This window comes from Methylobacterium oryzae (assembly GCF_021398735.1).
GTDB lineage: Bacteria > Pseudomonadota > Alphaproteobacteria > Rhizobiales > Beijerinckiaceae > Methylobacterium.
In genome coordinates, this window is record NZ_CP090349.1 from 5,352,807 (window position 1) to 5,376,232 (window position 23,426).

The following is a 23,426-nucleotide window of genomic DNA, read 5'->3' on the forward strand; positions in this document are numbered from 1 at the left end:
CGACCCGCGCCCCGTATTCCCCGAGGACCCTCTGCATGGAGCTGCTCAGGCTCGCCGCCCTCGACACCGAGGACCTGACCGTGATCTCGGCCCATCTGCAGGACGCGATCCTGCGACCGCAGGACCTGACCTTCCTCGCCGGCGAGCACCGCTTCCTCATGGCGGTGCGCCGCTTCGACTGGACGCCGAGCGCCCCGCCGCGCCGGCGCCTCGCCGGCCTGCACATCGAGCGCGTGCTGGGCGTGAAGAGCCGCGGCCTGAAGCCGGACGATGCGACGCCGATGAGCCTGCTCGCCCTCACCTTCGAGCCGACGGACGCGCCCTCCGGGCACATCGACCTCGTCTTCTCCGGCGGCGCGGCCCTGCGGCTGGAGGTCGAGTGCATCGAGGTCCGGATGAAGGATCTCGGCCCGGTCTGGGAATCGGCGAACCGTCCCGGGCACGACATCGACACCGATACGGCCGCCGGCTCGGCGGCCTGACGCGAGACAGAAGGCTTCCCGATGGTCCGGCTCGACAGCAGCGATCCGAATTTTGCCGCCGCCTTCGCGCGCCTCCTCACGGTGAAGCGCGAGATCGCCGAGGATGTGGACGAGGCGGTGCGCGGCATCATCGCCGACGTCGTCGCCCGCGGGGACGAGGCGCTGGTCGATTTCACCCGGCGGTTCGACCGGCTCGGCGCCGATTTCTCCGCCGCGCAGCTGCGGGTCACGGACGCGGAGATCGAAGCGGCCGTCGCGGCCTGCCCGCCGGACTCGCTGGAGGCCCTGCGCCTCGCCGCCGAGCGGATCGAGAGCTTCCACCGGGCGCAGCGGCCCGCGGATCACCGGGCCACCGACGCCCTCGGCGTCACGGCCGGCTGGCGCTGGACCGCGCTGGAATCGGTCGGCCTCTACGTCCCGGGCGGCACCGCGAGCTATCCCTCCTCGGTGCTGATGAACGCGCTGCCGGCGCGCGTCGCCGGGGTGCCGCGCCTCGTGATGGTGGTGCCCACCCCGGACGGCCAGATGAACCCGCTGGTCCTGGCCGCCGCGCAGCTCTCCGGCGTCCACGAGGTCTACCGGGTGGGCGGCGCCCAGGCGGTCGCGGCCCTCGCCTACGGGACCGCCACGATCGCCCCCGTGGCCAAGGTCGTCGGGCCCGGCAACGCCTGGGTGGCGGCGGCCAAGCGCCGGGTCTTCGGCCAGGTCGGGATCGACATGATCGCCGGCCCCTCCGAGGTGCTGATCCTGGCGGACGGCCACGCCAACCCCGACTGGATCGCCGCCGACCTCCTGGCCCAGGCCGAGCACGACGTGGCCGCCCAGGCGATCCTGATCACCGACAGCGCCGAACTCGCCGGCGCCGTCGAGGCGGCGGTCGAGCGCGCCCTCACCACCCTGCCCCGTCAGGAGATCGCCCGGGCGAGCTGGCGCGATTACGGCGCCGTCATCCGGGTCCGCACCTTCGACGAGGCCGTGCCCCTGGTCGACCGCCTCGCCCCCGAACACCTGGAGATCGAGACGCAGGACGCGGAGGCGCTCGCCGCCAAGGTCCGCAATGCCGGCGCGATCTTCCTGGGCTCGCACACGCCGGAGGCGATCGGCGACTATGTCGGCGGCCCCAACCACGTGCTGCCGACCGCGCGCTCCGCCCGATTCTCGTCCGGGCTGGGCGTGCTCGACTTCATGAAGCGGACGACGATCCTCGCCTGCACGCCGGAGAGCTTGCGGGCGCTCGGCCCGGCAGCGATAAACCTCGGCCGGTCCGAGGGCCTGGAGGGGCATGCCCGCTCCGTCGCGATCCGGTTGAACCTGTGAGGTTTTGGGGATGGCGGAGAAGCAGCGCGGGCCGAACCGCCTCGCGAAGGTGAGCCTGGACGAGGGGTCCATCGCCCGCGGCAATCCGGATCAGGAGCACGAACGGGCGATCGCCCTGTTCGACATCCTGGAGGACAATTCCTTCACCATCCCCGGGCGGGAGGGCCCCTACGCGCTCACGCTCGGACTCGTCGAGAACAAGCTGTCCTTCGCCATCACCACGGTGGACGGTGAGCCGGTGATGACGCACCTCCTGTCGCTCACGCCGTTCCGGCGGGTGATCCGCGACTACGAGATGATCTGCGAGAGCTACTACAACGCGATCCGCACCGCCTCACCGTCGCAGATTGAGGCGATCGACATGGGTCGGCGGGGCCTGCACAACGAGGCGTCCGAGACGCTCAAGCAGCGGCTCGAGGGGAAGGTCGACCTCGACCACGACACGGCGCGCCGCCTGTTCACCCTGATCTTCGCGCTGCACTGGAAGGGTTAGGCGCCCTCCGCGCCGACCGGCGATGGCTGAGCCCGCTCCCGAGCCTCCTCCCGAGCCTTTTCCCCACGCGCCCCCGAAGAAGCGGCGGGTGCAGTCCGTCCTGTTCATGTGCAACTACAACGCCGTGCGCTCCGTGGCGGCGGAAGCGATCGCGCGCGCCTATTTCGGCAAGTCCACCTACGTGCAGTCGGCCGGGGTGCGCTCCGGCGAGCCCACCGACCCGTTCATGGTCGCCGCCCTCGACGAGGTCGGCATCGACGCGAGCCGGCACCGCCCGCGCACCGTGGAGGAGCTGGAGGACTGGGAGGGCCTGAACTTCGACCTGATCATCACCCTCGCGCCGGAGGCGCACCACCGGGCACTGGACCTGACGCACACCCTCGCGGCCGATGTCGAGTACTGGCCGACTCCCGACCCGACGCTGCTGCAGGACGCCTCGCGCGAGCAGCGCCTCGACGCCTACCGCGACGTCCGCGACGGGCTGACCCGGCGAATCAAGGCGCGCCTGAAGGCATAGGCGGCAGGCCCCCGCGACGCTGCCTTGCTGGCCGACCTCACGCGCTTGGCGGAAACGTCCTTTCCCGATGGCCGCTGCCAGGAATCGCCGACGTCAGCCGCGGTTGCCGACCAGCCAAGCGCGCATCCGGCCGGCGAGGAGCGGCCGGGCGCGCCCGACATCCTCGTCGTCGAGCAGCGGCGAGGCCGCGAGGGTCGCGAGATAGGCGTCCTCGGCGGTCCGGCAGGCCCGGAAGGCGGCGTCGGCGGCGAGATCCCGGTCCGTCAGTGCGGCCTGGATCCGGAAGTTGCGGCTGACGCAGTCGCGCCACGCGGCGTGGCGGGCTTCGGTCTCGCTCGCGGCCCGGGCGGTGCCGCAGGCGGCGGCGACGAGGACGACCGCCAGAAGCGGGACCGGCGTCACGTGGCGGGCTCGCGGCATCGTTAAGGCACTCCGTCACCCGACAGAGTGGCGCCGCAGGGTTAGCGATCCGTTAAGGAACGGCGCATGCGGCCGAGGTTCCACTGCTCGCCGCGTGGCTTGTTCACCGGTTTGCGGTGGTGACCGGGGAGGTGACGCCGCCGAGGGAGACCCAGGCGACGGCGTCCTGGCTCTCGCGCTTGATGAACACGTAGCCGGTCTTGTGCCAAGGCAGGATCGCGCTGGTCTTGTTGTCGAGCACCAGGTCGCCCCGGTCGGTGATCAGGGTCAGCACGGCGTGGCCCTCGCCCTTCTCGTCGATCACCACGGTCATGCGCATCGCCCGCCGCGGCAGGCCGGCCTCGGCCAGCATGTGGCGCTTGAGCAGCTGGAAGTCCTCGCAGTCGCCGATGCCGTCCTCGGCCAGGTCCCAGCGGTCGGCCACGTGCAGGTGGTCCTGGTCGGTCATCGGCTCGATCGCCTTGTTGACCCGCCGGTTCACCGACACGATCGTCGCCCAGGTCGCCGGCGTCAGGCTGATCCGGGCCGGCTCGCCCCGGTCCAGCGCGCACTCCGCCGCGTAGGTCTGGCAGAACGTCACCCACGCCGCGATCGGCTTGGCATCGCCCTGCACCCGGGCGCCGGCCTCGGTGGGCAGGCTCGCCAGCGTCTGCGCCTGGGCCGGGGCGGCGAGCCCCGCGACGGCGAGGACAGCCAGGGCCGCCCGGCGGCTCCGGGAGAGCCGACGCGAGGCGGGTCCCTTGACCAGGCCCTGCATCATGGAAACCGCGAACCGCATCGCCGGGACCCAACCGTTAAGCTCTCGTTAACGAAAGCTCTCACGCCGGCGGGCCGGCGGCAATCCGCCGATTAACAAAAGGTTAATGCTGTGCGCAACGCGGATAAGCGCACTCTCGGCCGGTCATCGTGACGCTCACCGGCCGTGCGCGAAAACGTGAAGGCGCCTCAAGGTGTTCTCCGACGAGATCCGCCGTTATCCCGGCACCGCGCCACCAAGAAGAAGCCTGTGGGCGGCAGGAGGAAGACGTATGCGTTGCGTTGCAGACAGAGTGGCCGGCCTCGTCCTGGCCGGGCTCGCAGCGGGAACCCTGGGGATGCTGCCGGCCTCCGCCGCGGCTCCGACCACCGCCCCGCCCGCGACCGACCTGAAGAGCGAGGGGCCGACGCAGCCGGCCAAGGTCCAGGACGGTCAGTACACCGACAAGAACGGTAACCCGACCTACCACGTCACGGACGGCGGCAAGATGGTCGACTGGTACACCATGTCCGGCTACGTCCGATACAGCGCGAACTGCATGGCCTGCCACGGCCCCGACGGGCTGGGATCGACCTACGCGCCGTCGCTGGTCGACGCCCTCAAGGGCATGGACTACGCGCAGTTCGCCGGCATCGTCGTGGGCGGCAAGAGAGACGTGAACGCCTCGCAGGAGTTGGTGATGCCCGCCTTCGGCGAGAACAAGAACGTCACCTGCTACCTGCCGGACATTTACACCTATCTCCGCGCCCGCTCCGACGGGGCGCTCGGCCGCAACCGGCCGTCCGAGCACGAACCCAAGCCCTCGGCCTTCGAGAAGGCCGAGGATGCCTGCATGAAGTGAGCCCTCCCGGTCCGGCTTCCCGCGCGAACCGGACCGGGTCGACACGCCCCGTTGCACCGCTCGATTGCGCACGACATACTCCGCCCAAGACGCTGAAGAGCGGGCGCCAAGCCTGCCGAGGGGGTCGCAGGGGGTGGAACGTGGCTCAAGGATCGGGAGTGCGCCGCCATCTGTGCGGCATCTGGACGGCCTGGACGGACGCGGCCGGGGCCGCCGACGCGGCCGCGGAGGTGGCGCTCGCGGTCGGTGACACCGCCCTGTCGCAGGTCGTCGCGTTCTTCTCCGCCGATTACGATGCCGAGATCCTGGCCCGTGCCCTGGAGACCCGGTTCCCCGGCGTGCCGGTGGCCGGCTGCTCGATGTCGGGCGGCATCGCCCCGGCCGGCGGCCTCGACCGCGGGCTCGTCGTCATCGCGTTCCCGGCCGAGCGGTTCCGGATCGTCTCGACCGTCCTCGACGCCATCGACCACCTCGACGTGGAGCGGACCGCCTCGGCGGTCCGGGCGCTGCGCCGGACCCTGGACCCGCTGGACCGGTGCCGCGATGTCGACGCGGCCGGCACGGGCCACCGCTTCGCCCTGTCGCTGATCGACGGGCTCGCCAACGCCGAGGAGACCGTGGTCTCGGCGATCGCCTGGGCGCTCGACGGCATCCCGATCGTCGGCGGCTCGGCCGGCGACGACCTGCGCTTCCGGGACGCCGTCATGCTCCACGGCGGGAAGATCCACCGCAAGGCGGCGGTCCTGGTGCTCGTCGAGACCGACTTCTCGGTGGAGATCTTCAAGAGCGACAATTTCGAGCCGACGCGGACCAAGTTCGTGGTCACCGCCTCGGACGGCGAGCGCCGCACCGTGCACGAGCTCAACGCCGAGCCGGCGGCCCGGGAATACGCGATGGCGATCGGCCTCGACCCCGAGGGCCTGTCGCCGATGAGCTTCGCCGCCTACCCGCTCGCCGTGAAGGTCGGCGGCGAGTATTTCTGCCGCTCGATCCGGCGGATGAACGAGGACGGCTCGCTCAGCTTCTTCTGCGCGGTGGATGAGGGCGTGGTGCTGACCCTCGCCGAGCCGCGCGACATCGTCGCCTCGACCCGGGCGGAGCTGGCGCGCCTCGACGCCGTGCTCGGCGGCGTCGACCTCATCATCGGCTTCGAGTGCGTGCTCCGCCGCCTCGACGCCGAGAGCCGGCAGGTCCGCCACGGGATCGCCGACCTCTACCGCCGCTACAACGTCGTCGGCTTCGAGACCTTCGGCGAGCAGTACCGGGCGATGCACCTGAACCAGACCTTCACGGGCATCGCCATCGGCAAGACCCTCGCCGCGGGCGCGCCGGCCGCGGCCCCCGCCCCGGCCGCGTCGTGACCCTGCACCCGAACGGCCTCGAGACCGACGCGTCCCTGCACCGGCGGATCGAGAAGCTCGAGCGGATCAACGCCGCGCTGATGTCCCATGTGGAGCGCTCCATGGACCAGCGGGGCAGCGCCTACTCGCTGTTCCAGACGGCGATCATGCTCGAGGGCCGGGTCCGCACCCGCACCGAGGAGCTGACCGGGCTGATGCACCGGCTGGAGCGCTCCAACGAGGCGCTGGCCGCGGCCAAGGAGGAGGCCGAGACCGCCAACCGCTCGAAGACGCGGTTCCTGGCGGCGGCGAGCCACGACCTGCTGCAGCCGGTCAACGCCGCCCGCCTCTCGATCTCGGCGCTCGCCGACCTCGACGTGCCGCCGGAGGCGCGCACCATCGCCGGACAGGTGGAGCGGGGCCTGCAGACCATCGAGGACCTGATCAAGACGCTGCTCGACATCTCGAAGCTCGATGCCGGGATTGTCCGGCCGCAGGTCCAGCCCGTCTTCCTGCCCGACCTGCTGGCGGGGATCGCGGAGAGCTTCGAACCCTTCGCGCAGCGCAAGGGCCTGCGCCTGTCGGTGCACTGCCCGGACCTGACCATCACCAGCGACGTGGTGCTCCTGCAGCGGATCCTCCAGAACCTCGTCTCCAACGCCGTCCGCTACACCCGCACCGGCGGGATCGTCCTGGCGGCCCGGCGCCGGTCCGGCGGCGTCCGGATCGAAGTGACCGACACGGGCTGCGGCATCGCCGCCGAGGAATGCGAGCTCGTCTTCGACGAGTTCTTCCGGGGCGGCGACCGGCCGAGCAGCGGCGAGGAGCCGGGCCTCGGCCTCGGCCTGTCGATTGTCCGCCGCATGGCCCTCGCCCTCGATCATCCCCTGCGGCTGCGCTCCCGGGTCGGCCACGGCACCCGGGTGTCGCTGACGCTGCCCCTGAGCGCGGTCCCGGCCGCCGCGGCGCCGCCCGCCCCGGTGGCGACCCGGCTCTCGGGAGCCCACGTCCTCGTCGTGGAGAACGACGCCTCCACGGCCGACGCCCTCGCGCGCCTGCTCCAGAACTGGGATGCAAGGGTCTCGACCTTCCGCGACCTCGCGGGGGTGAAGGCCGCCGTCGCGGCGGGCGCCGGGGCGCCGGACATCCTGGTGCTCGACTACCATCTCGACGACGGCGCCTGCGGCCTCGACGTGGCCGCCTATCTCCGGGCGCTGCATACCGGGCCGCTCCCGGTCATCGTCACCACCGCCGACCATACCGGCGCGGTCGAGGAGCGCGTCACCGCCGCCGGCGCGGAGCTCGTGCACAAGCCGATCAAGCCGGCCCAGCTCCGCTCCCTGCTGACCTACATGCTGGCCTGAGCCCGATCGGGCGCCGCGACGCGCCGGCTCGCGCCGGATCCGAGCCGCGGGCGTCCGCGGCGAACACTCCCGTCCGCGCCGTGACATAGGACACACGGCACCCCTCGACGGGCCTCCCCGCCTGCGCGACAGGGAGTAGCATCCGCGGCGCGTCCCGTGCCCGGATGTCCCCCCGCCATCGACGTCACGGACCCGCCGGGACGCCGCAGGAGCGCGCACCCATGGCGCAGGTCCCGCACGGTCCGACAGGCAGCCCGCCGGGTCATCCTCAGGGCACCGCGCAGGGGCCCGTCCAGGACGGCCTGCCGCCGCGCGAGCGCGTCCTCGCCATGGCGGCGATCGGGCTCGCCATGACCATGGCGGTCCTCGACGGGGCCATCGTCAACGTGGCGCTGCCCGTCATGGCCAAGGACCTCGCGGTCCGGCCGGCCGACGCGATCTTCGTGGTCAACGCCTACCAGGTCGCCGTCACGGCGAGCCTCCTGCCGTTCGCGGCCCTCGGCGACATCTTCGGCTTCCGGAAAGTCTACCTGCCGGGGCTCGCGCTGTTCGTCGCCGCGTCGCTCGCCTGCGCGGTCGCGCCGAACCTGCCGATGCTGATCGCGGCCCGCATCGTCCAGGGCCTCGGTGGCGCGGCGATCATGAGCGTGAATATCGGCTTCGTGCGCTTCATCTACCCGCACCGGATGATCGGCCAGGGGGTCGCCAACGTCGCGCTGGTGGTGGCGGTGGCCTCGGCCGCCGGCCCGACCGTGGCGGCGGCGATCCTGTCGGTGGCGACCTGGCCCTGGCTGTTCCTCGTGAACATCCCCGTGGGCCTGCTGGCCCTGGCGGTGGCGTCCCGGACCCTGCCGGTCACACCGGCGAGCGGCCGCCCCTTCGACCTCGCGAGCGCGGTGCTCAACGCGCTGACCTTCGGCCTGCTGATCATCGGGATCGACGGTCTCGGCGATCCGGAGGCGCGCAGCGTCGCGATCGTCGAGCTCGCCGCCGCCCTGGTCATCGGCGCGGTGTTCGTCCGGCGCCAGATCCGGCTGCCCGCCCCGCTCCTGCCGGTCGACCTGCTGCGGATCCCCGCCTTCGCCCTGTCGATGGCGACGTCCGTCGCCTCGTTCTGCGCCCAGATGGTCTCCTACGTGGCGCTGCCCTTCTACTTCCAGGACGTGCTGCACCTCTCCAGCACCCAGACCGGCTTCCTGCTCACCCCCTGGCCGATCGCGGTCGCCGCGATGGCGCCGATCTCCGGCCGCCTCGCGGACCGCTACCCGCCCGGCATCCTCGGCGGCGTCGGGCTGGCCATGATGGCCGCCGGGCTCGTCAGCGTGACGCTCCTGCCCGCGGCCCCCGCCACCCTCGACATCGTCTGGAGGCTCACCCTGTGCGGCCTCGGCTTCGGCCTGTTCCAGTCGCCCAACAACAAGGTCATCGTCACCTCGGCGCCGCGCGAGCGGGCCGGCGGGGCGAGCGGGATGCAGTCGACGGCGCGGCTCACCGGGCAGTCGCTCGGCGCGGCCCTGGTGGCGGTGATCTTCGGCCTGACGCACGGGCTCGGGGCCGAGCGGGCCGTCACCATCTCGCTCTCCTGCGCGGTGGCGCTCTCGGTGATCGGCGGCTGCGCCAGCGTCCTGCGGCGGAGTCGGAGCGGCTAGACCGACCCCGTATGCCACCGCGGGCGCGGGACCGCGTTGACGCGACGAGTCACGTGCAGGAGCGTCCCATGGATCTCGATCTCTCCGGCCGGAAGGCCCTGGTCACCGGCTCGACCGGCGGCATCGGCTACGCCATCGCCAAGGAACTCCTCGATCTCGGCGCCGAGGTCGGCATCAACGGCCGCACGCCCGAGCGCGTCGAGGCCGCGCTGGCGAGGCTGCGGGGCGAGGCGCGGGCCGGCCGCGCCTTCGCGGCACCGGGGGATGTCGCGACCGCGGACGGCGTGTCCGCGCTCGTCCAGGGGCTGCCGGTCGTGGATATCCTGGTCAACAACACCGGGATCTTCGAGCCGAAGCCGTTCTTCGAGATCCCGGATGCCGACTGGCAGCGCTTCTTCGACGTCAACGTGATGAGCGGCGTGCGCCTGTCCCGGGCCTACACGCCCGGCATGGCGGAGCGCGGCTGGGGCCGGGTGATCTTCATCTCCAGCGAGTCCGGGATCAATACGCCGACCGAGATGGTCCATTACGGGATGACCAAGACCGCGCAGCTCGCGATTTCCCGCGGGCTCGCCCAGACGGTGGCCGGCAGCGGCGTGACGGTCAACAGCGTCCTGCCCGGCCCGACCCTGTCGGAGGGCGTCGCGGAGTTCATGACGCAGATGGCCGGCGGCGCGGCCGACGCCGACCTCGAGGCCATGGGCCGCCAGTTCGTCGCGGAGCACCGGCCCTCCTCGCTGATCCGGCGCCTCGCGCGGGTGGAGGAGGTGGCGAACCTCGTCGCCTATCTCTGCAGCCCGGCCGCGAGCGCCACCACCGGCGCAGCTCTGCGGGTCGACGGCGGTGTCCTGCAGGGCGTCGCCTAGGATCAGGCAGGGCCCGACCCCGGGATCAGGACCGGTCCGGGCATCACCCGCCGGTCTCGGAAGTGGTGGCCCGGTCGACCAACCCGCGGACGCGGCACCGCGATGGCCCGGCGAGAGCGCGCGAGGAAGCCCGCGATCCAGACCCGTGGATCCGGACCTGTGGACGCGCCCCGCTCCGCGGATCGCCCGAGCCCGCCGGAGCGACCGGCGGCTCTGGATAACGGGCTTTCGCCCGCGGCGCGCCGCGCCATGTCGGCCGGTCGGCCGGCCCGACTGGAGCGTCGCGGAGGCACCTAGAGCCGTCGGCCCAGACGAGACGCCGGACTTGGCTCTAGGTCGTGATCAGGCCTTCAGGTGGGCGGCGAGATGCTTGTTCATCTCGAACATGGAGCACTTGTCCTTGCCGAAGACCTTCTTGAGCTTGTCGTCGGCAACGATCTCGCGCTTGTTCTGCGGGTTCTGAAGATTGTTCTTCTTGATGTAGTCCCAAACCTTGCTGACCACCTCGCCGCGGGGCAGCGGGCTGGTACCGACGATGGCGCCGAGCTCGGCCGACGGCTTCAGCGGCTGCTGCAGAGCGTTGGGCTTGGTGCCGGCCGACTTGGCGGCAGCCGGCTTCGCAGCCTTCGCCGGGGCGGCCTTCTCCGCAGTCTTGGTGGTCTTGGCCGCCTTCGGCGCAGCCTTCTCGGTCTTTGTGGCCATAAACTTCCTCCGGTTCTCGGGCCGCAGGCCGGGGCATGATCGCCCCACGGCCGAGCCAGCATAGCAGCAACTAAGCGGTGCCGCCGCCGTTCCAAGGGGAAATTGCCTTTGCAGCCCCCTCATCCACAAGGCACGCACGAGAATCCCCTGTGGGATCGCCCGATCGACGCCGTGGTGAAGATTATTCGGTCCGATGCCGGGCGCGAAACCTGCTCTTAACAATCCTGCGCGCGAAGTACAGACATGTTCGCCCCGGCCCTCACGCTCGCGCTCCTGCTCGCCACCGGACTGGTCACCGGTCTCGGGTTGGTGATCCGCGCGGAGACGACGGCCTCCGGCACCGCGCCGGGGCGCGGACTGATCTGAGCGACCCGGGATTGCCGCGCCGGTCCGCCGGGTGCATCAGCCCGACCGCATGACCGACCCGATCACCCTCGCGAGCCTGGAAGGGACTGCCCACGTCGTCCAAGTGGCGCTCAGCCCCGTCTTCCTGCTGTCGGGCATCGCGACGCTCCTCAACGTCTTCGGGGCCCGCCTCGCGCGCGTGGCGGACCAGGCCGACCACGTCTCCGGATTGCTGGCGGGGGCCGGCGACGCCGAGCGCGTCCGCCTCGGTCAGCGCCTGGACCGCCTTCACCGGCGCTCCCTCGCGCTCGACGCCGCGGTGTTCCTGGCCGCGCTCGGCGGCGTGGCGACCTGCGGCTCGGTGCTGACGCTGTTCGTGGGCGCGCTGCGCGACAGCACGGTCGCGACCCTGCTGTTCGGCCTGTTCGGCGCGGCGATCCTGTGCACGCTGTGCGCCCTCGTGGCCTTCGGCTTCGAGATGCTGCTGGCGAACCGCTCGGTCCGCGACCGGATCAACCAGCGGCGGGCGAGCGCCGGCATGCCGCCCGACCGCTGAGCGCTCGGTGCGGGTCCGGACCCCGCGCCCCGCCGGCGGAACCGGTCCCGACCGGCGCGCTTAGTGAGCCGAGGGACCGCCGCGCGGGCACGACCCCGCGCGCGAACCGGGAGAGATCATGCCGACGGACCTGCCCAACGAGCGCACCCTGAGAAAGCCCGGCACGCTGGAGCTCGACCCCGCCGCCGGCGAAGGCGTTGCCATCGACGAGACGCCGCGGCTGATCGCGTCCAACAGGGTCGAGGGCACCGCCGTCTACGACCGCAGCGGCCGCCACCTCGGCGTCATCCACAATATCATGGTGGACAAGATCTCCGGACAGGTCGCCTACGCGGTTCTGGCCTTCGGGGGCTTCCTCGGGCTCGGCGAGACCCACCACCCGCTGCCCTGGAAGGCGCTGAGCTACAGCACCGAACTCGGCGGCTACGTGGTCGATCTCGAGCCCGGCGTGCTCGCGGAGGCGCCGAGCCAGGCGGCCGGTTAGGCCCGGCTCGTCGACCCGCGCTGTCGGGCGCGGATCACCCCGCGTCGCGGCGCGCGGACGCTTCGCTGCGGAGGGAGCCCCGGGACGTGCCGGCTCAGAACTTCCCGCCGAGGCCGACGCTGCCGCCCGGCGACAGCATCGGGCCCATCGAGCCGCTGCCGCCGCTGCCGCCGACGGCCGCGTTGCCGCCGTCGAGATCCTCGCGCCGGATGCGGCGCTCGCCGCTGTCGGCCGTCCGCGTGGCGCCGCCGGCGGTCTTGGGAATCGCGAGCTGCCTCGTCGGCGCCGTCTGGAGAGGCTGACCGTCGGCATCGACCGCGGCGTTGCGCGGCTCGCGGTTCGGCAGCGAACCGCGCAGCGACGGCGGCAGCCCGACCTCCGTCGCCGGCATCACGCCTCCGCCTCCGCCGAGCGCCTGACAGCCGGCCACGAGACCGGACAGGGCGGCACCGAGCGCGAGGCCGCGCGCTGCCGCGCATCGCGACGTGGTGAGGGTCGACATCGTGTAGTCCTCGACAGTGGCCACGGTGCCATCCGCGGCTCGCGTGGGTTTATGCGCGGTTGTCTACGCTGGGGATGCGGCGAAAACCAGACAGCGCCGCGGGACGCCGGGGGATGACGCCGCCCCCTCGGACCGTGCGGGCGCCCCGCGCGGCCCGAGCCTTGCTGCGAGGCCGCCACGGTCCATAACTTCGCCCAGGTCCTGCGGCACGACGCCATCCGCGGGCGGGATCCTGCCGGCGGCGGACCCGGAACCGGCCGAATGCGGTCGTGGACGCGCCGGCACGCCGGCGCGGCCCGGCCTTTCCTCAGAGGACGAAGCGTGTTCAGAACCAACCGGATGATCGCGGCCGTGACGCTCGCCCTCTGGGCGTCGGGGGCCGCGGCGCAGGCCCAGGTGAGCGGCAGCGAGGGTCCTGCCGGTCAGGCCGCGCCGCAGAGTCCGGCCGCGCCGCCATCCGCACCGCCGGCCCAGACGCCGGCCCAGACCCCGGGCCAGACGCCGGCCCCGGTACCGACCCCGACGCCACCGCCCGCGGCGACCCCGGCCGCCCCGCCCGCCAGCCCGCCGGCTGCCGCGGGCGCGCCGCCCTCCGCGGCCCAGGCCCAGCAGCAGGGGACACCCGCCACCGTCCTCGACACGCAGGATTACGAGAGCCTGCTCGGCCGCAGCGTGCGCAGCGCCGGCGGCGACGAACTCGGGCGCGTCATCGACATCATCATCGACAAGGAGGGCCATCCCCGCGCCGCCATCATCGATTTCGGCGGCTTCCTCGGTGTGGGAACCCGCAAGATCGCCGTGGACTGGCGCGCCCTTCGCTTCACGCCGGACGGCGGGAAGGAGCGCAAGCTGTCGGTCGCGCTGACCCGCAATCAGGTCCGCGTCTCCCCGGAATACAAGGCCGGCGAGCCGATCGTGGTCCTGGGCCCCGCCAGCCCGGCCGCGCCCGCGGCCGAGGGCGAGCAGGCGGCCGCGCCGACGGCGGGCTCCGCGACGCCGCCGCAGTCGGCCCCGGCCCCGGCCCCGGCCCCGGTCCCAGCCGCGCCGGCGCCCGGCAACGCGGCCTCGGGCGCTGCGGCGCCGGCCGCCGCGACCCCGCCGACCCCCGCCGCGCCTGTGCCCGCGCCCGCGCCCGCCCCGCCCCCGGAGAAGGCACCGGATAAGTGACGGTGGCCCGGTTGAAGGTCAGAACCGCCGCCGCCCCCCGCGAGCGCGACGTGCCCCGGCAGGACATCCGTTCCCGTCCGACCCGCCTGAAGGATCAGGCGGCCGAGGCCGCGCGCGCACCGGCAGGCTCGGCGGTCCACGGCGAACGCGCGATCTCGTCGGCGAGCCGCTACGGCCTCGACGCCTTCGCGTTCTTCGTCGCGAACCTGCAGACCGGGTTCGGCCCGTTCCTGGCGGTCTACTTCTCGCAGGCCAAGTGGACCCAGTCCGACATCGGCTTCGCCCTCACGGTCGGCAGCCTCGTGGCGCTCCTCGGCCAAGTGCCGGGGGGCGCCTTCGTCGACGTCGTGCGCTCGAAGCGCTTCGCCGCCGCCGTGGCGGTCATCGGGATCGCCGGCAGCGCCTTCGCGCTGGCGGTCTGGCCGAGCTTCCTGATCGTGCTCCTGGCGATGGCGCTCCACTCGGCCGCGAGCTGCGTGCTGACGCCGGCCATCGCGGCGATCAGCATCGGTCTGGTCGGGCGCGCCCGGGCCGGCGAGCGCCTCGGCCGGAACGCGAGCTTCGCCGCCCTCGGCAACGCCCTCGGCGCGGCCGGCATGGGCGCCATCGGCTACTACCTGTCGAACGGCGCCGTCTTCTACCTCACCGCCGCCCTCGGGATCCCGACGGTGATCGCGCTGGCGCGCATCCGCGCCCAGGACATCGATCCGGGCGTGTTCAAGGAGCCGGCCCCGGCCCAGGCGGTGCCGGCCTCGACGGCGCCCGCGTCCGGCCAGGACGGCATCCGCGCGCTCCTGACCAACCGCGGCCTCCTGTGCTTCGCGGCCTGCATGGTGCTGTTCTTCCTCGCCAACGCCGCGATGCTGCCCCTCGTCGGCAGCGTCCTGACCCTGCGGGCGAGCGAGACCGCGACCGCGCTCGTGGCGGCCTGCATCATGGTCCCGCAGGCCGTCCTCGCGGTGAGCGCCCCGGCGGTCGGCCGGGCCGCCGAGCGTTTCGGCCGCTACCCGGTGCTGCTGTTCGGCTTCGGCGCCCTCCCGGTCCGCGGCCTGCTGCTCGCCTACACGACCAACCCCTACGGCCTCGTCGCCATCCAGGTGCTCGACGGGATCTCGGCCTCGGTGCTGGGCGTGATGGTGCCGCTGATCGTGTCGGACCTCACCCGCGGCACCGGCCGCTTCAACCTCGCCCTCGGTGCGGTCGGGACCGCCATGGGCATCGGCGCGGCCCTCTCGACCTCGCTCGCCGGCATCATGGCCGACCATCTCGGCAGCCACAGCGCCTTCCTGGGGCTCGCGGTCGTCGGCTTCGCGGCCTTCATGCTGGTGGCGCTGATCATGCCGGAGACGCGCCAGCCGGAGCGCGCGGCCTGACCCGGCGCGGCATCGGATTCGCTTGGGTGTTTCCAAGCCGCTCAAGCGGCGTTCAGGTTCTGCGGATAAAAGCGCGGCGAAGGTGCGAGCCGGTGAAACATATGGCAACGCTCTCGCGTTGCCGCTGCGGGTCAGACTGCGCCCGCGCTGCACTCCGCCTCAGCCCGTAAGCCAAAGCCGCGCGAATACGGAATGGTCACCGCGATGGAAGAGCTGCACCGATACGCCGACAGGCCCTTCGCCTTCGTCGGACGGTATCTCCGGCGCCGCTGGCTGCCGCACCTGGTCATCCTGATCTCGGTGCTCGGCGCCGTCGGCTTCTCGGTCTCCACCGACTACGCCCTGAAGGGCGTGGTCGACGCGCTGACGAAGGGTCCCGGCCCCGACAACACCGTGATCTGGGGCGCCCTGGCGGTCCTGATCGCCTTCATCGCCGCCGACAACATGCTCTGGCGCGTGGCCGCGCTGACCGGCGCCTTCACCTTCGTGGGCATCACGGGCGACATCCGGCGCGACCTGTTCCGGCACCTGACCGGCCACTCCCCGACCTTCTTCTCCGACCGCCAGCCGGGCACCCTGGCGTCGCGGATCACGGCGACCTCGAACGCGATCTTCACGGTCGAGAACATGTTCGTGTTCAACGTGATGCCGCCGACGGTCGCGGCCTTCGGGTCGATCGCCTACATCGCCACCGTCAACCTCACCATGGCGGGCATCCTGGCGGGCGTGTTCGCCGCCGTCGTCGTGCTGATGTTCAAGATGGCCGCGGCCGGCAAGCCGCTGCACCACGACTTCGCCGCCAAGGCCGCCTCCGTCGACGGCGAGATGGTCGACCTCGTCGGCAACATGTCGCTCGTGCGCGCCTTCTCGGCGTTCAAGCGCGAGGGCCAGCGCTTCGAGGGCACCGTCGCCACCGAGATGCGCGCCCGCCGCTCCTCGCTGCTCTACCTCGAGAAGCTGCGCATCGTGCACGCGGTGCTCACCGTGCTCGCCGTGTTCGGCCTGCTCTACTGGGCGATCCAGATGTGGGAGGCCGGCCAGGCGACGAACGGTCAGGTGGTCCTCGTCTGCACGCTCGGCATCCGCATCCTCGCCGCGACTCGCGACCTCGCGGTGGCGCTGGTCGACGCGACCCAGCACACCGCCCGCCTCTCCGAGGCGCTGCACACCCTGCTCCAGCCCCACGACCTCGTGGACCATCCGGAGGCGCAGCCGCTCAGCGGCCAGGGCGCCAAGATCGAGTTCGAGCACGTCGCGTTCAGCTATCCGGACGGGCGCCCCGTCTTCACCGACTTCGACCTCGTCATCGAGCCCGGCCAGCGCGTCGGCCTCGTGGGCAGGTCGGGCGGCGGCAAGTCGACCCTGTTCTCGCTGATCCAGCGCTTCTACGACGTGCAGAGCGGCGCGATCCGCATCAACGGGCAGAACATCGAGCGCGTCACGCAGGAATCCCTGCGCGAGGCCATCACGGTCGTGCCGCAGGACGTCTCGATGTTCCACCGCTCCCTGCGTGAGAACATCCGCTACGGCCGGCCCGAGGCGACCGACGAGGAGGTCTGGCAGGCGGCCGAGGCGGCGCACTGCACCGACTTCATCAAGGCCCTGCCGGAAGGCTTCGACACGATCGTGGGCGATCGCGGCGTGAAGCTCTCGGGCGGCCAGCGCCAGCGCATCGCCATCGCCCGGGCGATCCTGAAGAACTCGCCGATCCTGCTGCTCGACGAGGCGACCTCGGCGCTCGACGCCGAATCCGAGCAGGCGATCCGTCACGCCCTCGCCAACCTGATGAAGGGCCGGACCGTCATCGCGATCGCGCACCGTCTCTCGACGCTGCAGGATTTCGACCGGATTGTCGTGCTCGACGGCGGCCGCATCGCGCAGGACGGCTCGCCCGACAAGCTGACCCATCTCGACGGCTTCTTCCGGGAGCTGATGAAGAAGGAATCGATGGCGATGGCGCTCGCCGCCGCGTGATGATCCTTCTCGCCGAGCGGACGCACCGCAGCCGTCTTTGCGAGTGCAGCGAAGCAATCCAGTGAGGCACGCGATGCCCGAGCGTGGCGCATCCCTGGGTCGCTTCGCTGCGCTCGCGATGACGGTGCGGATCGAGTGACGGCCCGGCGGCCGGCGCTCGCCGGCTGATCATCGCGCGGGCACGGCCGCTCCGGTTCCCACGCCCGCCCGGCACTGCTAGATCACCCCGCGGCCGGACCGGACCTTGCATCGCCTGAGACGTCGCGAACCGGCCCGGTTCCGACGCAACGCGACGCCCGAGCCCGACCGTGCCCGACCTTGCCCACGTCATCCGGGAGATCTCCGAGGAGATGGCCCAGCGCCCCGACCGGGGCGCGGTCGCGGACTACATCCCGGAGCTGGCCCGGGTCGATCCCGGCCAGTTCGGCCTGGCGGTGATCGACGCCGAGGGGCAGGTCTTCACCGGCGGCGACAGCGAGACGCCGTTCTCGATCCAGAGCGTGTCGAAGGTGTTCACGCTCACCCTCGCCCTCGGCATGGTCGGCGACCGCCTCTGGAAGCGCGTCGGCCGCGAGCCCTCGGGCAACCCGTTCAATTCCATCGTGCAGCTGGAGCGGGAGCGCGGCGTGCCGCGCAATCCCTTCATCAACGCGGGCGCGATCGCGGTCACCGACGTGATCCTCTCGGGCCACGAGCCCCGCGAGGCGCTGGGCGAGATCCTGCGCTTCATGCAGTTCCTGGCCCAGGATTCCAGCATCACCATCGACGAGACGGTGGCGGCCTCGGAGAAGCGCACGGGCTTCCGCAACACCGCGCTGGCCAACTACATGAAGTCGTTCGGCGTCCTCGACAATCCGGTCGACTACACGCTCGGCGTCTACTTCCACCACTGCGCCATCGCGATGAACTGCCGCCAGCTCGCGCGGGCCGGACGGTTCCTAGCGCATAACGGCGTCAACCCGTCGACCGGCCACTCGGTGGTCTCGGCCGAGCGCGCGCGCCGCATCAACGCGATCATGCTGACCTGCGGCCACTACGACGGGTCGGGCGAGTTCGCCTATCGCGTGGGCCTGCCGGGCAAGAGCGGGGTCGGCGGCAGCATCCTGGCGATCGCGCCCGGCAAGGCGTCCATCGCCGTCTGGTCGCCCGGCCTCGACGCGGCGGGCAATTCCCATCTCGGCCGCATCGCCCTGGAGCGGCTGACGCAGCGCATGGGCTGGTCCGTCTTCGGCGCCTGACGGCTCCGCCGCGCGGCCCGCGTCGCGCCCCCTTGCGCGCTGCACGCTTCCGCGGCACTGCGCCGGCGGGGCGCCGCGGCGCCGAGACGAGGCTCACCTGCATGGCGACGCGTACGGCAGTCCAGGCTTCCGATGAGGGTCTCGATCCCGGCGCCATCCTGGCCCGTCTCGACCGGCTCCCGGCGACGCCGACGGTCTGGCGCCTCGTGATGCTGCTCGGGCTCGGCTTCTTCTTCGAACTCTACGACCTGCTGTTCACCGGCTACGTCGCGCCGGGCCTCGTCAAGGCCGGGATCCTGACGCCGACGACTCCGGGCCTGTTCGGTGCCAGCGGTGTCGCGAGCTTCGTCGCGGCCCTCTTCACCGGCCTGTTCATCGGCACCATCGCCTGCGGCTGGCTCGCCGACCGGTTCGGCCGGCGGGCGATCTTCACGTGGTCGCTGCTGTCCTACACCGCCGCCAACGTGGTGATGGCCTGCCAGAGCGACGCCTTCGGCCTCAATCTCTGGCGCCTGATCGCCGGGATCGGCCTCGGCCTGGAGATGGTGACGATCGGCAGCTACCTGTCCGAGCTGGTGCCGAAGGCGATCCGGGGCCGGGCCTTCGCCCTGTGCCAGGGCATCGGCTTCACCGCCGTGCCGGTCGTGGCGTTCCTGTCCTACCTGCTGATCCCGGCGGCGCCCCTCGGCATCGACGGGTGGCGCTGGGTGGTGCTGATCGGCGCCTCGGCGGCGATCGTGGTCTGGTGGATGCGAGCGGGCCTGCCGGAGAGCCCGCGCTGGCTCGTCGAGCACGGCCGTCTGGCGGAGGCCGAGGCGGTCCTGCGGCGGCTGGAGGCGCGGATCGCGGCCGAGCACGGCGGCGCGCTTCCCGCACCGGCCGCGCCGGAGCCGGTGCAGCCGCGCGGCGCGTTCCGCGACATGTGGGTCCAGCCCTACCGGCGCCGCGCCCTGATGATGGCGGGGTTCAACGTCTTCCAGACGGTCGGCTTCTACGGCTTCGCCAACTGGGTGCCGACCCTCCTGGTGGCCCAGGGCATCACGGTGACGTCGAGCCTCGCCTACACGGCGCTGATCGCGCTGGCCGCCCCGGTCGGGCCCCTGATCGGCCTCGCCATCGCCGACCGGTTCGAGCGCAAGCACGTCATCGTGGCCGCCGCCCTCCTCTACATCGCTTGCGGCCTGGCCTTCGCGCAGACGCGGGACGTCACCGTCATCGTGGCGCTCGGCATCGGCCTGACGCTGGCCTCGAACGTGATGTCGTACAGCTTCCACGCCTATCAGGCCGAGCTGTTCCCCACGGGCATCCGGGCCCGGGCGGTCGGCTTCGTCTATTCCTGGAGCCGCTTCTCGGCGATCTTCACCGGCTTCGTCATCGCGTTCGTGCTGCGGGAGGCCGGGACGCCGGGCGTGTTCCTGTTCATCTCGGCGGCGATGCTGGCCGCGGGCCTGCTCGTCGGGCTGCTGGGTCCCCGGACGCGGGACGTCGCGCTGGAGAAGATCGCGGGGTGAGGCCCGTGAGGAGCACAGCTCCCGGCAAGCCGAATCCGTGCTAACCTCGGGCATGGTCGCTCAGCCGAGATCCCGGATGACGGTCGACGAGTTTCTCGCCTGGGCCGAGGGGCAGCCGGGGCGATTCGAGCTGGTCGATGGCGAGGTGTTCGCGATGTCACCGGAGCGGGCCGGACATGCGTTGGTCAAGTTCGCAGCACAGACAGCCCTGAATCGCGCGATCAGAGCCTCCGGTGTCGTCTGCCACATGATGCCCGACGGCATGACGGTCCGCATCGACAGCACGACGACATTCGAACCGGATGCATTGGTCTATTGTGGGCCCCGGATGGATCTCGATGCCATCGAAGTGCCGGATCCCGTCATCGTCGTCGAGGTTCAGTCGCCGGGCACACGCGCGGTGGACTCGGGCCTGAAATTGACCCGCTACTTCGGTCTGGAGAGCGTCATCCACTATCTGATCGTGGATCCGGTGAAGCGTCTCGTCATCCATCACCGCCGCGCGCAGGGCGGCCTGATCGAGACCCGCATCGCGACCCGGGAGACGCTGGATTTGACGCCCCCCGGCCTGCGCCTGCCCGTGCCCGAGCTGTTCGCCGACCTCGCGCCCGCCGACGACGGCGCTTGATCCGATCCGAGGCGGATGCCACAGCGGCGCGAACGCGAATCAGGACGCCCGGATGACTGCACCCCTCGATCTCCTCGTGCTCGGCAACGCGATCGTCGACGTGATCGCCCGCACGGACGACGCCTTCCTGTCGGCGCAGGGCGTCACCAAGGGCGCGATGCAGCTCATCGACGAGCCGCGGGCCGAGGCGCTGTTCCAGGCGATGGGACCGGCGACGATCGTGTCGGGCGGCTCGGGCGCCAACACCGCGGTCGGCGCGGCGCTCCTCGGGGCCAAGACCGGCTTCGTCGGCAAGGTCCGGAACGACGAGCTCGGCGGCCTGTTCAGCCACGACCTCAAGGCGACCGGCGTCGACTTCGCCGTCCCGGCCGCCGCCGAGGGGCCGGCCACCGCCCGGTGCTTCGTGCTCGTGACGCCGGACGGCGAGCGCACGATGAACACGTATCTCGGCGCCTGCCAGGGCCTGTCGCCCGACGACGTCGACAAGGCGCTCGTGAGCTCGGCCCGCGTCGTCTATCTCGAGGGCTACCTGTGGGATCCGCCGGCCGCCAAGGATGCGTTCCGCAAGGCCGCTCAGCTCGCCCATCAGGCGGGCAACGCCGTCGCGCTGACCCTCTCGGACGCGTTCTGCGTGGGCCGCTACCGCGACGAGTTCCTCGGCCTCGTGCGGGACGGCAGCATCGACATCCTGTTCGCCAACATGGCCGAGCTGCAGAGCCTCTACGAGACCGACGATCCCGAGGCCGCCGTGGCGGCCCTGCGCGATGAGCGCAACGCCCGCGGCCGGCACCTGCTCGGCCTCGTCACGCGCTCGGCCGACGGCGCCCTGGTGGTTCAGGGCGGCGAGGTCCGGGCCGTCGAGGCGAGCCCGGTCCAGACTGTGGTCGACACGACCGGCGCGGGCGACCTGTTCGCGGCCGGCTTCCTGGCCGGGCACGCCCGCGGGCTCGACAACGTTGCCAGCGCCCGCCTGGGCACGCTCGCGGCCGCCGAGGTCATCCAGCATATCGGCGCCCGCCCGCAGGCGGACCTGGTCGGCCTGGCCAAGGCGCGCGGGCTCCTCTGAGCCGGCGCGCCGGGCGCGCGGCCGGAGGTCCGCGTTTGCGCCGATCCCGCGCGCTCAGGCCGCGCGGACGGTCGCGAGGAAGCGCGTCACCTCGTCCCTGAGGTGGCCGGACCGGTTCGACAGCTCCGAGGCTGCCGTGAGAACCTGATCGGCCGCCGCTCCGGTCCCCTTCGCCGCGTCGGCGACGCCCGTGATGGTGCTGGTGACGTCCGCTGCCCCCTGGGCGGCCTGGGAGACGTTGCGGACGATCTCCTGCGTCGCGGCGCCCTGCTGCTCCACGGCGCTGGCGATCCGCGTCGCCACCGCGCTGAGTTCCTGAACCCGACCGCCGATGCGTCCGATCGCCGTGACGGCGTCGCCGGTGGAAGACTGGATCCGGGCGACGTGGCCGCCGATCTCGTCGGTTGCCCGCGCGGTCTGACCGGCCAGTTCCTTGACCTCCGCGGCCACGACGGCGAAGCCGCGGCCCGCCGCGCCGGCCCGCGCCGCCTCGATCGTGGCGTTCAGCGCGAGGAGATTCGTCTGCTCGGCGATGGTCGAGATCAGGGTCACGACATGACCGATCTGGATCGCCGCCCCGTTCAGATCCTGAACCAAGTGAGCGGTCGCTGCGGCGTCCGCGACCGCCGACTGTGTCAGTTCCGTCGAACCCGCGACCTGGCGGCCGATCTCCTGGACGGAGGCGCCGAGTTCCTCGGCCGCCGCCGCCGCGACGCTGACGGTGCTGGCGGCGCGTTCGGCCGCGCTCGCCACCCGGATGGAGCGATCGGCGGTGTCGGCGGCCGCCTCGTTCATGGCCGAGGCCGTGTCCTGCAGCGCGGCGACGGCGGTCGAGACCGTGCCGATGATGCCGCCGACCGTGCCCTCGAAGGCGTCGGCGATCCGGTGCATGCCGCTCCGCCGCTCCGCCTCGGCCGTGGCGCGGGCCTGTGCGGCGTCGTGTTCGAGCGTGCGCGCCCGGATCAGGCCGTCCTTGAAGACCTGGACGGACGCCGCCATGACGCCGATCTCGTCCCCGCGCTCGGAACCGCCGACGGCCGCGTCGAGGTCGTCGGCCGCGAGCCGGCCCATGGTTCCGGCCAGGGACCGGATCGGGCGGGCGACCCGGTGCCAGACCCACCAGACCGCCGCGCCGGTCAGGAGCAACCCGATGACCGCGAGCGCGACGGTGACGGACCACGCCGTCCGGAACGCGTCCTCGGAGCGCTGGACCGAGACGTTCGTGCCCTCGGCGGTGACCTGGGCGAGATCCGCCAGGGCATCGAAGGCGGCCACGAGCGGCGGGCGGGCGGGCGCGATGGCGTCGCGGGCCGCGTTCCGGTCGCCGCGCCTGAGCGGCGCGAGGATCGCCTCCTGGGCGACGCGATAGACCTTCCACCGCCCCTCGAACGCGTCCCAGAGCGCGCGCTCCCGGGGCGTCGTCGCGCGCGCGCGGTAGCTCTGGAAGGCCTCGGGGATGGACCGATCCATCTCGACGAACTCGGCATCGAGGCCCCGGTTCTCACCGTCGTCGACGGCGACCACCTTGCGGATCGTCGTCGTGTGGTACCGCAGCATCAGGAATCGAATCGTATGGAGATCGTTGTCCTTGCGCACCCAGACGTCGCGGGTCTCCACGGCGGCGGCGTTGATGGCCTGTATCTGCATCAAGCCGACGGCCGAGCTTGCCAGGAAAAGCAGAAATCCGACGATCGAGGGCAGTATCAGCTTCGATACGATACTTCTTCGCAGTCTCATCTCGGGCACCACAGAGAACGACAACGTCGCGTCGGGATGCATGAAGATGAAAGACAGATTTTTCCGCAACCTCTACTGCGGCAGCGATCTGCGCCGC

Annotated in this window: 23 protein-coding genes and 1 pseudogene; 19 read left to right on the forward strand and 5 right to left on the reverse strand. The window is 71.9% G+C overall.

Going from position 1 to position 23,426, the window contains the following annotated elements; genetic code table 11:
• Positions 1–35 precede the first annotated feature (35 nt).
• The 4 genes from LXM90_RS25605 to LXM90_RS25620 all read left to right on the forward strand — a co-directional run bounded on the left by LXM90_RS25605 (position 36) and on the right by LXM90_RS25620 (position 2,809).
• On the forward strand, positions 36–482 hold the full coding sequence (locus tag LXM90_RS25605; protein ID WP_020092505.1) for a DUF2948 family protein: 447 nt from the start codon (positions 36–38) through the stop codon (positions 480–482).
• A gap of 21 nt (positions 483–503) precedes the next feature.
• Entirely contained in the window at positions 504–1,799 is a 1,296-nt protein-coding gene (gene hisD / locus LXM90_RS25610) for a histidinol dehydrogenase (protein WP_020092506.1), read from the forward strand.
• A gap of 10 nt (positions 1,800–1,809) precedes the next feature.
• The gene (locus LXM90_RS25615) at positions 1,810–2,292 is read left to right on the forward strand and encodes a UPF0262 family protein (protein ID WP_020092507.1); all 483 of its coding nucleotides are present in this window, start codon (positions 1,810–1,812) and stop codon (positions 2,290–2,292) included.
• Positions 2,293–2,398: 106 nt separating this feature from the next.
• The gene (locus LXM90_RS25620; RefSeq protein ID WP_234083060.1) at positions 2,399–2,809 is read left to right on the forward strand and encodes a low molecular weight phosphatase family protein; all 411 of its coding nucleotides are present in this window, start codon (positions 2,399–2,401) and stop codon (positions 2,807–2,809) included.
• Positions 2,810–2,902: 93 nt separating this feature from the next.
• Here LXM90_RS25620 and LXM90_RS25625 read toward each other — a convergent pair whose 3' ends face one another.
• Positions 2,903–3,229: a hypothetical protein gene (locus LXM90_RS25625; RefSeq protein ID WP_020092509.1), complete on the reverse strand. Its 327-nt coding sequence runs from the start codon at positions 3,227–3,229 to the stop codon at positions 2,903–2,905.
• A gap of 103 nt (positions 3,230–3,332) precedes the next feature.
• Positions 3,333–4,007, reverse strand: coding sequence for a transglutaminase-like cysteine peptidase (locus tag LXM90_RS25630; protein WP_020092510.1), 675 nt, complete (start codon positions 4,005–4,007; stop codon positions 3,333–3,335).
• Between the two features lie 250 nt (positions 4,008–4,257).
• Here LXM90_RS25630 and LXM90_RS25635 point away from each other — a divergent pair, with 250 nt between their 5' ends.
• The 5 genes from LXM90_RS25635 (at position 4,258) to LXM90_RS25655 (ending at position 10,046) form a co-directional block, all read left to right on the forward strand.
• Entirely contained in the window at positions 4,258–4,827 is a 570-nt protein-coding gene (locus tag LXM90_RS25635; RefSeq protein WP_234081204.1) for a c-type cytochrome, methanol metabolism-related, read from the forward strand.
• Between the two features lie 158 nt (positions 4,828–4,985).
• A complete protein-coding gene (locus LXM90_RS25640; RefSeq protein WP_020092512.1) occupies positions 4,986–6,188 on the forward strand; it encodes an FIST signal transduction protein in 1,203 nt (400 codons plus the stop codon).
• On the forward strand, positions 6,185–7,531 hold the full coding sequence (locus LXM90_RS25645; RefSeq protein ID WP_020092513.1) for a hybrid sensor histidine kinase/response regulator: 1,347 nt from the start codon (positions 6,185–6,187) through the stop codon (positions 7,529–7,531). The genes LXM90_RS25640 and LXM90_RS25645 overlap by 4 nt, the downstream gene beginning before the upstream one ends.
• A 221-nt stretch (positions 7,532–7,752) precedes the next feature.
• The gene (locus LXM90_RS25650) at positions 7,753–9,180 is read left to right on the forward strand and encodes an MFS transporter (protein ID WP_020092514.1); all 1,428 of its coding nucleotides are present in this window, start codon (positions 7,753–7,755) and stop codon (positions 9,178–9,180) included.
• A 68-nt stretch (positions 9,181–9,248) separates the two neighbouring features.
• On the forward strand, positions 9,249–10,046 hold the full coding sequence (locus tag LXM90_RS25655) for an SDR family NAD(P)-dependent oxidoreductase (protein WP_020092515.1): 798 nt from the start codon (positions 9,249–9,251) through the stop codon (positions 10,044–10,046).
• 342 nt (positions 10,047–10,388) lie between these two features.
• Here LXM90_RS25655 and LXM90_RS25660 read toward each other — a convergent pair whose 3' ends face one another.
• The gene (locus LXM90_RS25660; RefSeq protein ID WP_012320460.1) at positions 10,389–10,748 is read right to left on the reverse strand and encodes an SWIB/MDM2 domain-containing protein; all 360 of its coding nucleotides are present in this window, start codon (positions 10,746–10,748) and stop codon (positions 10,389–10,391) included.
• A gap of 243 nt (positions 10,749–10,991) precedes the next feature.
• On the opposite strand from LXM90_RS25660, the gene LXM90_RS31945 reads away from it, so the two are divergent.
• The 3 genes and pseudogenes from LXM90_RS31945 to LXM90_RS25670 form a co-directional block, all read left to right on the forward strand.
• Positions 10,992–11,114, forward strand: a complete 123-nt coding sequence (locus LXM90_RS31945; protein ID WP_020092516.1) for a hypothetical protein — start codon at positions 10,992–10,994, stop codon at positions 11,112–11,114.
• A gap of 49 nt (positions 11,115–11,163) precedes the next feature.
• On the forward strand, positions 11,164–11,649 hold the full coding sequence (locus LXM90_RS25665) for a DUF2721 domain-containing protein (RefSeq protein ID WP_042669689.1): 486 nt from the start codon (positions 11,164–11,166) through the stop codon (positions 11,647–11,649).
• 118 nt (positions 11,650–11,767) lie between these two features.
• A pseudogene (locus LXM90_RS25670) lies at positions 11,768–12,198 on the forward strand (PRC-barrel domain-containing protein); the annotation flags it as partial.
• A 29-nt stretch (positions 12,199–12,227) separates the two neighbouring features.
• Here the strand turns inward: LXM90_RS25670 and LXM90_RS25675 are convergent.
• Positions 12,228–12,635: a hypothetical protein gene (locus LXM90_RS25675; RefSeq protein ID WP_026604823.1), complete on the reverse strand. Its 408-nt coding sequence runs from the start codon at positions 12,633–12,635 to the stop codon at positions 12,228–12,230.
• Between the two features lie 339 nt (positions 12,636–12,974).
• Between LXM90_RS25675 and LXM90_RS25680 the strand changes: the two genes are divergently transcribed.
• The 7 genes from LXM90_RS25680 to LXM90_RS25710 all read left to right on the forward strand — a co-directional run bounded on the left by LXM90_RS25680 (position 12,975) and on the right by LXM90_RS25710 (position 21,592).
• Positions 12,975–13,802 carry a PRC-barrel domain-containing protein gene (locus tag LXM90_RS25680; RefSeq protein WP_234083061.1) on the forward strand — a complete coding sequence of 276 codons (828 nt, stop codon included), beginning with the start codon at positions 12,975–12,977 and terminating at the stop codon, positions 13,800–13,802.
• Complete coding sequence (locus LXM90_RS25685; RefSeq protein ID WP_020092521.1) at positions 13,799–15,175, forward strand: MFS transporter; 1,377 nt, start codon at positions 13,799–13,801, stop codon at positions 15,173–15,175. Before LXM90_RS25680 ends, LXM90_RS25685 begins: the two co-directional genes overlap by 4 nt.
• 204 nt (positions 15,176–15,379) lie before the next feature.
• Complete coding sequence (locus LXM90_RS25690; protein ID WP_026604824.1) at positions 15,380–17,149, forward strand: ABC transporter ATP-binding protein; 1,770 nt, start codon at positions 15,380–15,382, stop codon at positions 17,147–17,149.
• A gap of 308 nt (positions 17,150–17,457) precedes the next feature.
• Positions 17,458–18,387 carry a glutaminase gene (locus LXM90_RS25695; protein WP_020092523.1) on the forward strand — a complete coding sequence of 310 codons (930 nt, stop codon included), beginning with the start codon at positions 17,458–17,460 and terminating at the stop codon, positions 18,385–18,387.
• A gap of 101 nt (positions 18,388–18,488) precedes the next feature.
• Positions 18,489–19,898, forward strand: a complete 1,410-nt coding sequence (locus LXM90_RS25700) for an MFS transporter (protein WP_020092524.1) — start codon at positions 18,489–18,491, stop codon at positions 19,896–19,898.
• 76 nt (positions 19,899–19,974) lie between these two features.
• Positions 19,975–20,526 (forward strand): Uma2 family endonuclease, encoded by a 552-nt coding sequence (locus LXM90_RS25705; protein WP_020092525.1) that lies wholly within the window; start codon positions 19,975–19,977, stop codon positions 20,524–20,526.
• A gap of 52 nt (positions 20,527–20,578) precedes the next feature.
• Complete coding sequence (locus LXM90_RS25710; protein WP_020092526.1) at positions 20,579–21,592, forward strand: adenosine kinase; 1,014 nt, start codon at positions 20,579–20,581, stop codon at positions 21,590–21,592.
• A gap of 54 nt (positions 21,593–21,646) precedes the next feature.
• Here the strand turns inward: LXM90_RS25710 and LXM90_RS25715 are convergent, their stop codons facing one another.
• Positions 21,647–23,329 carry a methyl-accepting chemotaxis protein gene (locus tag LXM90_RS25715; protein WP_026604826.1) on the reverse strand — a complete coding sequence of 561 codons (1,683 nt, stop codon included), beginning with the start codon at positions 23,327–23,329 and terminating at the stop codon, positions 21,647–21,649.
• Positions 23,330–23,426 lie beyond the last annotated feature (97 nt).